Here is a 12408-nt window from a genome sequence, read left to right on the forward strand (position 1 = left end):
CCCGCCCACCGCCCCGGCGCACGCGCCGCGAGACGGCCGCACGATGCCCGCGCACGGCCCGCCGAGCAGGAGGTTCCCGCCCGTGATCCCGCACCCGACGGACCATGACGACCCCGATGTGACGGCCGCGCCCGGCCGGGCCCGCGCCGCCGTCGACCCGGTGCTGCGCGCCTGTCTGCACACGCTGCCCGACGCCGTACGGACGGTCTGCGCGTACCAGCTCGGCTGGGCCGACCGCGCCGGTGCCCCGACCGGCACGGGCCCCGGTGCGGGGGCGGCGATCGGGCCCGCCCTGGTGCTGGCGTCCGCTCGGGCGGTGGGCGGGCGCGAGGAGGCGGCGCTCCCCGCTGCGGCGGCCGTCGAACTCGTGCACCAGTCGACGCTGTTGCACGCGGGGGTGACCGGCCGCGCACCGGCCGCGCGCCGCCGGCCCCCGACCCGGGCGGTCTTCGGGACGACCGGGGCGGGCGCCGCGGGCGACGCGATGGCCGCGCTCGCCGTCCGCCTCGTCGCAGGCCGCCCGCAGGCCGTCACCCTCCTCTGCGACCGGCTGATCGAACTGAGCGGGGCCCGGGCCGCACGCCACGCGGCCGGTCCGGCCGTAACGCTTCCCGGGCCCGGGGCGCTGTTCGGCCTCGCCTGCGCGCTGGGCGGGATCCACGGCGGCGCGCCGTCGTGGGTGACGGCCGCACTGGACGCCTTCGGCCGGGCCGTGGGGGACGCCGCCCCGGCAGCCCCGGCAGCCGGGGCCCTCGCTCCCGCAGGGGCCCGGCCCGGGGCCTCCGTAGGGTCCGACGCCCCGCTGGAGCACCTGGCCGGGGCCCTTCCCGGCCCTGCCGCGGCGGCCGAACTGGCCGCGCTGTACCGACTGATCACCCGGAGGGAACGCTGAGCGGCGGTGCCGGGGCCGCGCCGGCCGGCCCGACGGGACGGAATGCGACATTCCCCTGGTCATACCCTGGAATTGGCGCATAATCGTCGTCACGCGGCTCGAAGAATCCCTATGGCCGCGCTCGGTCACGCATGCAATGGGGGGCATCGTGATGATGGGGGACTCCCGGCCGCCCGGCGCGGCCACCACACTGACGACCACGTCCGCCGAGCTGTCGATGCTGCTCACCGCCGTGCGCCGGGGCCGGGTGCTCACCGTCACGGGCCGGTTCCGCGCACCGCGGAGCCTGCTCGTACGGGACATCGCGCGCCGGCTCTCGTCCAACTTCTGCGACGGGACGGCGGTGGTCACCGTCGCCCGGGACGGCAGCCTGGGGGAACTGGTGGCCGCGCTGGGCCGCATACCCGGCATGTCCCTGCCACCCCGCGGCACGGCGAACGCCGCCTCCTGGCTGGCGGAACGGGACATGCTGCTCGTCCTCGACGACAGCGACCGGCTGAGCCCCGCGGCGCTGTCGTGGCTGCGCACCCTGCTCACCCTCGCGCCCGGCCTGCGGATCCTGGCCGCCGGGGCGCACCCGCTGGCCGTGGGACAGGGACGGGTGCACCGGCTCTGAGGGCGGCGGCCGCCGCTTCACACGCGCGGCACACGACTGCCATACGGGAGTCATTGAGTGGGGGAGCCCCGAATCCTAGGGTCTGACCTGCGGGTTCCGGCGGCCCTGGCGTTCCGGTCGCGGGCCCGGGTACGTACGTCATCTTCCCCCGCGCGTACAGGAGACCCTCGTGAGCGAGCACGACGACAGCACGCCCCGCATACCCTCGGTCGCCCGCCGCGGCTTCCTCGCCGGTGCGGCGGCCGTCGCGGCCTCGGCCGCCGCCCCGGGCCTCGCCCGGGCGGCGACGCCCGCTGCCGGCCCCGCCGGAGCACGCCCCAACATCCTGCTGATCGTCACCGACGACCAGCCCAAGCACACCGACTGGGCCATCCCGAAGACCGTCGACTGGCTCGGCGGCCAGGGAGTCACCTTCACCCACGGGCACTCCGCGACCCCGCTGTGCGCGCCCTCGCGCTCCTCGGTGTTCTCCGGCCGCCACGCGCACCACCACGGCGTCCGCAACAACGCGGCCTCCCACAGCCTCGACCAGTCCACCACCGTGCAGCGGTACCTCAAGGAGGCCGGCTACCGCACCGGGCTCTTCGGCAAGTACCTCAACTCCTGGACCCTGGCGGACAATCCGCCGCACTTCGAGGAGTTCGCACTCCTCCAGCCCGCCTACAACGACGCCCGCTGGAACGTGAACGGGACCGTCCAGACGATCGACGGCTACACGACCAACATCGTCCGCGACAAGACCCTCGCCTTCCTCGACAAGGCCGCCACCGACAGCCGCCCGTGGTTCGCCTACGTCACCCCGTACGCCTCGCACGCGCCGAACGTCCCCGCGCCCAAGTACGCCGAGACGCCCGTCCCCGCGTGGAACGGGCGCCCCTCCGTCCCCGAGGCCGACCGCTCCGACAAGCCGCCCTTCATCCAGGACGCCACGGCCACCCTGGACGACGCCCGCGAGGTGCGCACCCGCCAGCTGCGCAGCCTGCTGTCCGTCGACGACGCGGTACAGGCCATCCGCGACAAGCTCGTGGCGCTGGGCCAGCTGGAGAACACCCTCGTCATCTTCACCGGGGACAACGGCTACACCTGGGCCGACCACGGCTGGCTGAAGAAGTCGGTGCCCTACTCCCCCTCCCACGAGGTGCCGTTCTACCTGTCCTGGCCCGCCCGCGGGCTCGCCGCCGGGACCACCGACCACCGGATCGTCGCCAACATCGACATCGCGCCGACCATCCTCGAAGCGGCCGGCGTCGGGCAGCCCGCCGGACAGGACGGCCACTCGCTCCTCGGCGCCGCCGACCGGGACCACCTGCTGGTCCAGTGGTGGAAGCAGGGCACCGGCGCCGGGGGGCCCAAGACCTGGGCCTCGTACGTCGCCAAGGACGAGCAGTACACCGAGTACTACGACCTGCACACCGACGCGAGCGGAGCGGTCTCCGGCACCGGGCAGGTCTCCTTCCGCGAGTACTACGACCTGGTCGAGGACCCGTACCAGCTGAAGAACCTGCTGTACCAGGCCACCCCCGCGCAGGAGCGGGCCCTCGGGATACCGGCGCTCGCCGCCCGGCTGGCCGCCGACCGTACCGGCTGATCCGCCCACCGGCCCCTCCGGGAGAGATCCATGGCACCGAAGTCCTGCTGCGCGCCCGTACGCGGAGCCGCCCCGCTCACCCTGTCGTCTCCCCCGCCCCCGCGGGCGGCGGACCCGGCGGCGGAGCGGGCCGTCCGGGACCTGCTGGACCTGCCGGGGGGCCGGTTCCTGATGGGCGCCGAGGACCCGGACGGGTTCCCGGCGGACGGGGAGGGGCCGGTCCGGGAGGCGGTGGTCGGGGCGTTCCGCATCGCCCCGACCACCGTCACCAACGCCCGGTTCGCCTCCTTCGTGAAGGCCACCGGTCACGTCACGGAGGCGGAGTCCTTCGGCTTCAGCTTCGTCTTCGGCGGCTTCCTCGCCCCCGCGGTCGCCGCCGCCTCACCGGCGGTCGCCGGGACGCCCTGGTGGCGGGCGGTCTCCGGCGCCGACTGGCGCCGTCCGGAGGGGCCCGGTACCTCTTCCCTGGGCGCCCGGCAGAACCATCCGGTGGTGCACGTGTCCTGGAACGACGCGCAGGCGTACTGCGCCTGGTCCGGGACCCGGCTGCCCACGGAGGCCGAGTGGGAGTACGCGGCGCGGGGCGGGCTGGAACAGCGCCGCTATCCCTGGGGCGACGAACTGCGGCCGGGTGGAAGGTACATGTGCAACATCTGGAACGGGGACTTCCCCGACCGCAACACCCGGGCCGACGGGTACGCGGGCACCGCACCCGCCAAGTCCTTCCGGCCCAACGGGTACGGGCTCTACCAGGCGGTCGGCAACGTGTGGGAGTGGAGCGCGGACCGGTTCGGAGCGGACGGCCCCGAGCGGACGATGCGCGGCGGCTCCCACATGTGCCATGACTCGTACTGCAACCGCTACCGGGTGGCCGCCCGCACCCGCAACACCCCGGACAGCTCGGCGGGCAACATCGGCTTCCGGGTGGCGGCCGGGCCCCGCACCGGGTGATGCGGGGCGGGCGGTGCCGGTCAGTGCAGCCAGTCGGCCGGCTTCCACTCGGCGGCCGGCAGTCCGAGGATCACCTCGTCGAGGAACTCCCCCATCACCCAGGCCGATCCGCGCAGGGTGCCCTCCAGGGCGAAGCCCGCCCGGCGGGCCGCGGCGATCATGGGGGCGTTGTCCGCGAGGGTCTCCAGCTGGAGGCGGCGCAGCCCGCGCACGGTGAACCCGTAGGAGCAGAGCAGCTGGACCACCTCGGTGCCGAAGCCGCGGCCCCGGAAGGCGGGGCGCAGCGACAGGCCGAGGTGGGCGTTGCGGTTGTGGGTGTCGATGCCCCACAGCAGGGCCTCGCCGGCGAGTTCGCCGGAGGTCCGGTCGACCACGGAGAAGAAGGCCTCGCCGCCGCCCGGTCCCCCCGGCTCGTACGGGGAGTTCCCGCCGGCGGCGGCGATCGGGGCCCAGGGCCGGGTGTCGGCGCGCGAGCGCGTGGTGACGTCGTCGTAGAGCTCCGAGTGGAGCACGGGCACGTCTTCGGGGAGCCGGGCGCGCAGCCCGGTCGATCGTCCTTGAATCACGGGGACTTCCTACGCCCTGCCCTCGGCCCGGCACAACAGACTTTCCGCCCGCCGGGCCCGGCACGACCGGCTTCGCCCCCGCCGGGCGTGCCCGGACACGGCTGCGCCCCGGCCGGGCACGAGGCCGACCGGGGCGCAGCCGCGGAGCACGGGGGCGTCAGCCGAGCAGGCCGAGCGCCTTGTTCAGCGTCGCGGACGGACGCATGACCTCGGCGGCCTTGGCCGGGTCGGGCTGGTAGTAGCCGCCGATCTCGACCGGGGAGCCCTGGACCGCGATGAGCTCGCGGACGATGGTCTCCTCGGACTCCGCCAGGGTCTTGGCGAGCGGCTCGAACGCCGCGGCGAGCTTCGGGTCGTCGATCTGACGGGACAGCTCCTGCGCCCAGTACATGGCCAGGTAGAAGTGGCTGCCGCGGTTGTCGATGCCGCCCAGCTTGCGGCTCGGCGACTTGTCCTCGTTGAGGAAGGTGCCGGTCGCGCGGTCCAGGGTGTCGGCCAGCACCTGGGCGCGGGCGTTGCCGGTGGTGGTCGCGAGGTGCTCGAAGGAGACGGCCAGCGCGAGGAACTCACCCAGGGAGTCCCAGCGCAGGTAGTTCTCCTTGACCAGCTGCTGGACGTGCTTGGGGGCGGAGCCGCCGGCGCCGGTCTCGAAGAGGCCGCCGCCGTTCATCAGCGGGACGACCGACAGCATCTTGGCGCTGGTGCCCAGCTCCAGGATCGGGAAGAGGTCGGTCAGGTAGTCGCGCAGCACGTTGCCGGTCACCGAGATGGTGTCCTCGCCGCGGCGGATGCGCTCCAGGGAGTACGCGGTGGCCTTGACCGGGGAGAGGATCTCGATGGTCAGACCGGCGGTGTCGTGGTCGGCCAGGTACGTCTTGACCTTGGCGATCAGCTGCGCGTCGTGGGCGCGGCCCTCGTCGAGCCAGAAGACGGCCGGGACGCCGGTGGCGCGGGCGCGGGTGACGGCGAGCTTGACCCAGTCCTGGATCGGCGCGTCCTTGGTCTGGCAGGCGCGGAAGATGTCGCCGGCGGCGACCTCCTGCTCCAGGACCGTGTTGCCCGCGGCGTCGACGACGCGGACGGTGCCCGCGCTCGCGATCTCGAAGGTCTTGTCGTGGCTGCCGTACTCCTCGGCCTTCTGGGCCATGAGGCCGACGTTCGGCACCGAGCCCATGGTGGCCGGGTCGAAGGCGCCGTGGGCGCGGCAGTCGTCGACGACGACCTGGTAGACGCCCGCGTAGCTGCTGTCCGGGAGGACGGCAAGGGTGTCGGCCTCGGCGCCGTCCGGGCCCCACATGTGGCCGGAGGTGCGGATCATGGCCGGCATGGAGGCGTCGACGATGACGTCGGACGGCACGTGCAGGTTGGTGATGCCCTTGTCGGAGTCGACCATCGCCAGGGCCGGGCCCTCGGCGATCTCGGCGTCGATCGAGGCCTTGATCGCGTCACCGTCGGCGAGGGCGCCCAGGCCGTTCAGGATGGTGCCGAGGCCGTCGTTGGGGGACAGACCGGCGGCGGCGAGGGTCTCGCCGTAGCGGGCGAACGTCTTCGGGAGGAAGGCGCGGACCACGTGGCCGAAGACGATCGGGTCGGAGACCTTCATCATCGTGGCCTTGAGGTGCACGGAGAACAGGACGTCCTCGGCCTTGGCCCGCTCGATCTGGTCGTTGAGGAAGGTGCGCAGGGCGTCGACGTGCAGGACGGACGCGTCCACGACCTCACCGGCGAGCACCGGTACGGACTCGCGCAGCACGGTGACGGCGCCGTCGGCGGCGACGTGCTCGATGCGCAGCGCGCCGGCGTCGGCGATCACGGTGGACTTCTCGGTGGAGCGGAAGTCGTTCTCGCCCATGGTGGCGACGTTCGTCTTCGACTCGGGGGTCCAGGCGCCCATGCGGTGCGGGTGGGCCTTGGCGTAGTTCTTCACCGAGGCCGGGGCGCGGCGGTCGGAGTTGCCCTCGCGCAGGACCGGGTTGACGGCGCTGCCCTTGACCTTGTCGTAGCGGGCGCGGATCTCGCGCTCCTCGTCGGTCTTCGGGTCGTCCGGGTAGTCCGGAAGCGCGTAGCCCTGGCCCTGGAGCTCGGCGACCGCGGCCTTCAGCTGCGGGATCGAGGCCGAGACGTTGGGCAGCTTGATGATGTTCGCTTCCGGCGTCTTCGCCAGTTCGCCGAGCTCGGCGAGGGCGTCGGCGATCCGCTGGCTCTCCTCCAGGTGCTCGGGGAAGCTGGCGATGATCCGACCGGCCAGGGAGATGTCACGGGTCTCGACGTTCACACCGGCCGTCGACGCGTACGCCTGGATGACAGGCAGGAAGGAATACGTCGCGAGGGCCGGGGCCTCGTCAGTGTGCGTGTAGATGATGGTCGAGTCAGTCACCGGATGCTCCGCTCCACAGTCTGCGTCTCTCGTCTGCAACATTGCTCGACATCAAGATATCTCGTGATCGGGCCTGTCCGGACAGCCCCCTGCCCCAAGCGTGACGAGACGCATGTCACCCCGGCGGGCCCGGGGCGCGCGAAAGGCGTCGCCCCCCGCCGTCAGTGGCGGGGGGCGACGCCTCCGGGCGGTGCCTAGGCCCGTATCTCCTTGGGGTTCTGTCCGTACCCGTTGGCTCCGGGGTGACCCTCGGTGGCCATCAGGACCAGGATCCAGATCCAGCCGACGAACGGGATGAAGCTCACCAGGTACCACCATCCGGACTTTCCGGTGTCGTGCAGGCGGCGCACCGAGAGGCCGAGGGACGGCAGGAGGACGGCGAGCGTGTAGATCCAGCCGAGGACCGGGTAGGTGCCGAGTACGAAGTCGAGCACCGTGAGGACGATGACGATCGGGATGTTCCAGAGGACGAACATCCAGTATTCCTGGCGCCGGGCACGGCCGGCGAAGTCCACGTACCGCTTGATGACGTCGAGGTAGTAGTTCACGAGTCCCCCCTGAGGACGGAACCTGCGGCCCTCCCCGTCGAATGGGCCGGGCCGGACTTATGCCCTTCTTACGGCACTCCCAAGCCACCTCGAACCACCTGAATATGGCCAGCCTCCCTGGTTTCAGGAGCAGTTGACCAGCAGCGGGACAGAAGTGACGAAACCCTTACGGAGGGGCGCGCCGGGCCCTGTCCGGCCGGACGGCTCCGTAGCGTCGGGTCCATGCGCGTACTCGTCACCGGAGGAGCCGGCTTCATCGGCTCGCACATCGTCACCGCCCTGCGCCGGCACGGCCACGACCCCGTCGTCCTCGACTCCCTGCTCCCCGCCGCCCACTCGGACCCGCCCCCGCTGCCGGACAGCGGGTTCCTGCGGGGGGACGTACGGGACGCCGAGGCGGTGCGGGCCGCCCTGAGCGGGGTGGACGCCGTCTGCCACCAGGCCGCGATGGTCGGCCTCGGCACGGGCTTCGCCGACGCCCCCGCGTACGTGTCCGCCAACGACCTCGGCACGGCGGTCCTGTTGGCCGAGACGGCGCGCGCCGGGGTCCGCGGACTCGTCCTGGCCGGGTCGATGGTGGTCTACGGGGAGGGCCGGTACGCGTGCCCGCGACACGGGGCGGTCCGCCCGGGACCCCGCCGCGCGGCCGACCTGGACGCGGGCCGCTTCGAGCCGCTGTGCCCCGCGTGCGGCGCGGAGCTCACCCCCGGCCTGGTCGCCGAGGACGCCCCGGCCGACCCCCGCAACGTCTACGCCACCACGAAGCTGGCCCAGGAGCACCTGGCGGCCGCATGGGCCCGCGACACGGACGGCCTGGCGGTGTCGTTGCGCTACCACAACGTGTACGGCCCGGGGATGCCCCGCGACACCCCCTACGCGGGGGTGGCCTCCTTCTTCCGCTCCGCGCTCGCCCGGGGCGAGGCTCCGCGGGTCTTCGAGGACGGTGGCCAGCGGCGGGACTTCGTCCACGTCACGGACGTGGCGGAGGCGAACGTGGCGGCCCTGGAAGCCCTGGAGTCCCCCGGCACCCTCCCGGCCGGCCTGTGCACCCCGTACAACACGGGCAGCGGGGACCCCCGCACGATCGGGGAGATGGCCACGGCCCTGGCCACCGCCCACGGCGGCCCCGCCCCTGTGGTCACCGGCGAGTACCGGCTGGGCGACGTCCGCCACATCACGGCCGACTCCGCCCGGCTGCGCCGGGACCTGGGCTGGCTCCCCCGCACCCCCTTCGCCGACGGCATGGCGGAGCTGGCCGCCTCCCCCCAGCGCCCCTCGGCCGCCGCCGTCTGAGGCGGCGGGCCCCGAGGGCCTCGCCGTGTGCCCGATGGGCCCACCGGTCTGCCCCCGGGTCCCTGGTGGGCCGTCGGCCCTTCATGGGAGGTTGGTCCGGACCGACCGGACTCCCTTCCGAAGGAGCGCGCGTGGCCCCGATACGGGACGAAGACCGGAAGGCCGACGGCGGGCGCGCGCCCGGACGGACGCGCGTCCCTTCCGCGGCGCCGCCCGCCCACGGGCTCGTCGGCCTCCAGGGCGGTGCCGGGAACGCCGCCGTCGTCCAGATGCTGCGGCACGCCGGACACACATGGGCGCGGGACCGGCACCGGCACGGTCCCGGATGCTCGCACCCGTCACAGGGAGCCCCGAGGCAGGGCGCCTCGTCACAGGGCGCCCCGGTCCAGCGGCACGAGGACGGCGAAGACCGCGGTCACGGCGCCGCGACGGATGCGGGCCCGGCCGGCCTGGGGGCCCTGCTCGACGCCGCCAGGGCCACCCCGGGCCGCGCCCTTCCCCCGTCGCTGCTCGCGGAGGCGGGGTCGTTCTTCCGGAACGACAGGCTGTCCGCCGGCCGCTTCCACGACGACCCCGTGTCGCAGCGGGCCGTCGCGGCGATGGGCGCCCGGGCCATGACGATCGGCGAGCACATCTTCGCTCCCCCCGGGGCCCTCGGCGACAAGGCGCTCATCGGCCACGAACTCAGCCACCTCAGCGAGAACCTCAACGGCGTGCGCGAGAGGGGCGTCAGCGCCGGCGACGGAGCGACCGTCACCGAACCCGGCCAGCCCTCCGAGCTGATGGCGGGAGCCGACGGAGCCGCCTTCGCCGCGGGAACGGAGACCGCCCCTTCCGTCCTCCAGCGAGCGGTGACGGGGCACGCGGGAACCGGTGGCGCGGGAGGGAACGGCCAGGCAGTCCAGAGGGCCCGGCACGGTTCGTCGTCGAACTCGGCGGGCCGCCAGTCCCAGCGGCGTCAGCGCGTGCGGGTCAAGGACCTGCGGTACGCCGATTACCTCGTGAGGCCCGATTGGGGGCCCACGCTCGGCAGCCGTGGCGGTGGCAGCTGGGCCACCGCGGTGCTGGGCCCGCTCAGCCTGCTGAACGTGCGCTCCAATTCCAATGCCCGGCTCCCCCCGGCCATCGACGACGCCCGGGCGGCGTATCCGCACCTGACGTTCATCGCTGGGCACCTGCTCAACGAGTGCTTCGGCGGATCGGGCCAGCGGTCGAAGAACCTCACCATCCTGCTCTCCGGCGCGAACGGCGCCCACAAGGGGTACGACGACCCCCTCAAGAACGCGGTGGACGACATGCGGCAGGTCTACGAATTGCTTTCCGACCTCTACCTCCCCATCGACACCCTCAGGTTCGGTATCGAAACGACGGTCACCGCCTCCGCGTCACAGGGTTACGCGTGGTCCGACAAGGACTACCCCCAGAAGTACATGTCCGAGTACCTGCACTGTGTGGCCCGGATCCACGGCGCCGAACAGGTATGGGACTGGATCGACCAGGCGGAGGAGCAGGACCCCGGCAACCGGGATTGGCGGCAGGTCGCCGCGTACCTGCGCCGGGTGGAGGCCTGGGTGGCACAGGCGAACCAGCACCAGATCATCACCAACACCCCCGGGGGCCCCCTCCTGGCGCTCTAGACCCCGTCCGCGCGGGGCTGGGTCACGACGCCGCGGAGCCCACCGGCAGCGTCACCTCGAAGCGGCAGCCGCCGGGGACGTTGTGGACGGCGGTGCGGCCGGCGTGGGCCTCCACGATGCCCCGTACGATCGCCAGCCCCAGCCCCGCCCCGGCCCCCGCCGGGCGCCCGGCCGCGGCCCCCGCCTCCGCCGCGGGCACCGGCGTACGGGCCGCCGCGCCCCGCCAGCCCGTGTCGAACACCCTCGGCAGGTCCTCCGCCGGGATCCCCCCGCAGCCGTCGGTCACCGAGAGCACCACGACCCCGTCGTCCGCCCCGGTATCGGCCGCGATGGCGACGGTGCCGTCGGCCGGCGTGTGCCGGATCGCGTTGACCAGCAGGTTCGCCAGGACCCGGGACATCTCCTTGGCGTCGACCTCCACCGGCACCCGCTCCACTTCCTCCCCCACCAGCCGGACCCCGTGCTCCCGCGCCAGCGGGTCGACCCCGGACAGCGCCTCCGCGACGAGGTCGTACAGCGACATCCGGCTCGGGCTCAGCGCCAGCGCCCCCGCGTGGATGCGCGACAGTTCGAACAGGTCCCCGACCATCGTGTTGAGCCGCTCCACCTCGGTGCGGATCTGCCGGTGGTAGCGGCCGGGATCGGCGGCCATGCCGTCCTCCAGCGCCTCCGACATCGCCCGCAGCCCGGCCAGCGGGGTCCGCAGGTCGTGCGAGATCCAGGCGACCAGCTCCCGCCGCGAGGCCTCCAGCGCCCGCTCCCGCTCCCGCGAGGCGGCCAGCCGGTCGCTGGTCGCCGCGAGCTCCCGGGAGAGCGCGTCCAGTTCGGCGGTGGTCTGCCCCGGCGGCGCGGCGAACCGGCCGCCGTCACCGAAGTCCCTTGCGGCCAGGGAGAGTTCCCGGCTCCGGGCCACCACCCACCGGCCCAGCAGCAGTGCGGTGGCCAGCGAGACCACCGCCGCCATCGCCACCACCAGGGTGACCACGCCGAGGTCGTGCGGGGACAGGAACATGGCCTCGGCCACGGCCAGCGTCCCGGCCAGCATGGCGGTGACCGTCACGCCGGCGATCACCGTGAGGGAGACGGCGACCGAGCGGCGCCGCACGAGGCGCAGCACCCCCGCCCCCAGCACCCCCGCGCACGCGGCCCCGCCGAGCGCGAACAGCGCGATGAGCAGCACGTCCTTCACGCCGCCACCGCCCCGCCGGGCTCGAAGCGGTAGCCGACGCCCCACACCGTCTGGATCAGCCTCGGGCTGCCCGGATCCTGCTCGATCTTGGCGCGCAGTCTGCGTACGTGCACGGTCACCGTCGACAGGTCCCCGAAGTCCCAGCCCCACACCTCGCGCATCAGCTCCTCCCGCCCGTGCGCCCGTCCGGGATGCCGCAGGAAGTGCGCGAGGAGGTCGAACTCCCGCAGCGTGAGGGCGAGTTCCGCTCCATCGCGGGTGGCCCGGTGCGTCGCGGGGTCGAGCGAGAGCCCAGCGCCGGTCAGCGGCGCGGGCACGGCGGCGGCAGCCGCGGCCCGGCTGCGCCGCAGGACGGAGGTGACCCTCAGGACCAGCTCGCGCGGGCTGAACGGCTTGGTGACGTAGTCGTCCGCACCGACCTCCAGGCCGGTGATCCGGTCGTCCTCGTCGCCCCGCGCGGTCAGCATGATCACCGGTACGGGTCCGCTCGCGCGCAGCCGCCGGCACACCTCCAGCCCGTCGATCCCGGGCAGCATCAGGTCGAGGACGACCAGGTCCGGGCGGGCCCGTCCGGCGGCTTCGAGGGCGGCGGGGCCGTCCCCCGCCTCTTCCACGGCGAAGCCGGCCCGCCGCAGGTATCCGGTGACGACCTCGGAGACGGTCGGGTCGTCGTCGACGACGAGGATCCGCGCGGGCGCCGTCTCGCGCGGGGGCGCCTCTTCCATGCTGTTCATGCCCCCAGCGTCCCATC

11 protein-coding genes are annotated in these 12408 nt (G+C 73.6%); 6 read left to right on the forward strand and 5 right to left on the reverse strand.

Annotated elements, in window-relative coordinates; translation table 11 throughout:
• From ACEPPI_RS25335 to ACEPPI_RS25350, 4 genes are all read left to right on the forward strand, one after another.
• The coding region (locus tag ACEPPI_RS25335) for a polyprenyl synthetase family protein (RefSeq protein ID WP_373917566.1) at positions 1–892 on the forward strand (892 nt) is incomplete at its 5' end.
• A gap of 136 nt (positions 893–1028) precedes the next feature.
• Positions 1029–1508, forward strand: coding sequence for a hypothetical protein (locus ACEPPI_RS25340; protein WP_373917567.1), 480 nt, complete (start codon positions 1029–1031; stop codon positions 1506–1508).
• 169 nt (positions 1509–1677) lie between these two features.
• Positions 1678–3096 (forward strand): sulfatase, encoded by a 1419-nt coding sequence (locus tag ACEPPI_RS25345; protein ID WP_373917568.1) that lies wholly within the window; start codon positions 1678–1680, stop codon positions 3094–3096.
• A gap of 30 nt (positions 3097–3126) precedes the next feature.
• Positions 3127–4047 (forward strand): formylglycine-generating enzyme family protein, encoded by a 921-nt coding sequence (locus ACEPPI_RS25350; protein ID WP_373917569.1) that lies wholly within the window; start codon positions 3127–3129, stop codon positions 4045–4047.
• 20 nt (positions 4048–4067) lie between these two features.
• Here ACEPPI_RS25350 and ACEPPI_RS25355 read toward each other — a convergent pair whose 3' ends face one another.
• The 3 genes from ACEPPI_RS25355 to ACEPPI_RS25365 all read right to left on the reverse strand — a co-directional run bounded on the left by ACEPPI_RS25355 (position 4068) and on the right by ACEPPI_RS25365 (position 7538).
• Positions 4068–4613: a GNAT family N-acetyltransferase gene (locus tag ACEPPI_RS25355; protein ID WP_373917570.1), complete on the reverse strand. Its 546-nt coding sequence runs from the start codon at positions 4611–4613 to the stop codon at positions 4068–4070.
• A 157-nt stretch (positions 4614–4770) separates the two neighbouring features.
• Positions 4771–6990, reverse strand: a complete 2220-nt coding sequence (locus tag ACEPPI_RS25360; RefSeq protein WP_373917571.1) for an NADP-dependent isocitrate dehydrogenase — start codon at positions 6988–6990, stop codon at positions 4771–4773.
• 194 nt (positions 6991–7184) lie between these two features.
• Positions 7185–7538 (reverse strand): DUF805 domain-containing protein, encoded by a 354-nt coding sequence (locus tag ACEPPI_RS25365; protein ID WP_373917572.1) that lies wholly within the window; start codon positions 7536–7538, stop codon positions 7185–7187.
• 222 nt (positions 7539–7760) lie between these two features.
• Between ACEPPI_RS25365 and ACEPPI_RS25370 the strand changes: the two genes are divergently transcribed.
• Entirely contained in the window at positions 7761–8831 is a 1071-nt protein-coding gene (locus ACEPPI_RS25370) for an NAD-dependent epimerase/dehydratase family protein (protein ID WP_373917573.1), read from the forward strand.
• A gap of 131 nt (positions 8832–8962) precedes the next feature.
• A complete protein-coding gene (locus tag ACEPPI_RS25375) occupies positions 8963–10468 on the forward strand; it encodes a DUF4157 domain-containing protein (RefSeq protein ID WP_373917574.1) in 1506 nt (501 codons plus the stop codon).
• 22 nt (positions 10469–10490) lie between these two features.
• Here the strand turns inward: ACEPPI_RS25375 and ACEPPI_RS25380 are convergent, their stop codons facing one another.
• Both ACEPPI_RS25380 and ACEPPI_RS25385 read right to left on the reverse strand, forming a co-directional pair.
• A complete protein-coding gene (locus tag ACEPPI_RS25380) occupies positions 10491–11657 on the reverse strand; it encodes a sensor histidine kinase (protein WP_373917575.1) in 1167 nt (388 codons plus the stop codon).
• Positions 11654–12391, reverse strand: a complete 738-nt coding sequence (locus ACEPPI_RS25385; RefSeq protein WP_373917576.1) for a response regulator — start codon at positions 12389–12391, stop codon at positions 11654–11656. The genes ACEPPI_RS25380 and ACEPPI_RS25385 overlap by 4 nt, the downstream gene beginning before the upstream one ends.
• Between the last annotated feature and the right edge of the window lie 17 nt (positions 12392–12408).

The organism is Streptomyces sp. AB3(2024) (genome assembly GCF_041862025.1).
Taxonomy (GTDB): Bacteria; Actinomycetota; Actinomycetes; order Streptomycetales; family Streptomycetaceae; genus Streptomyces.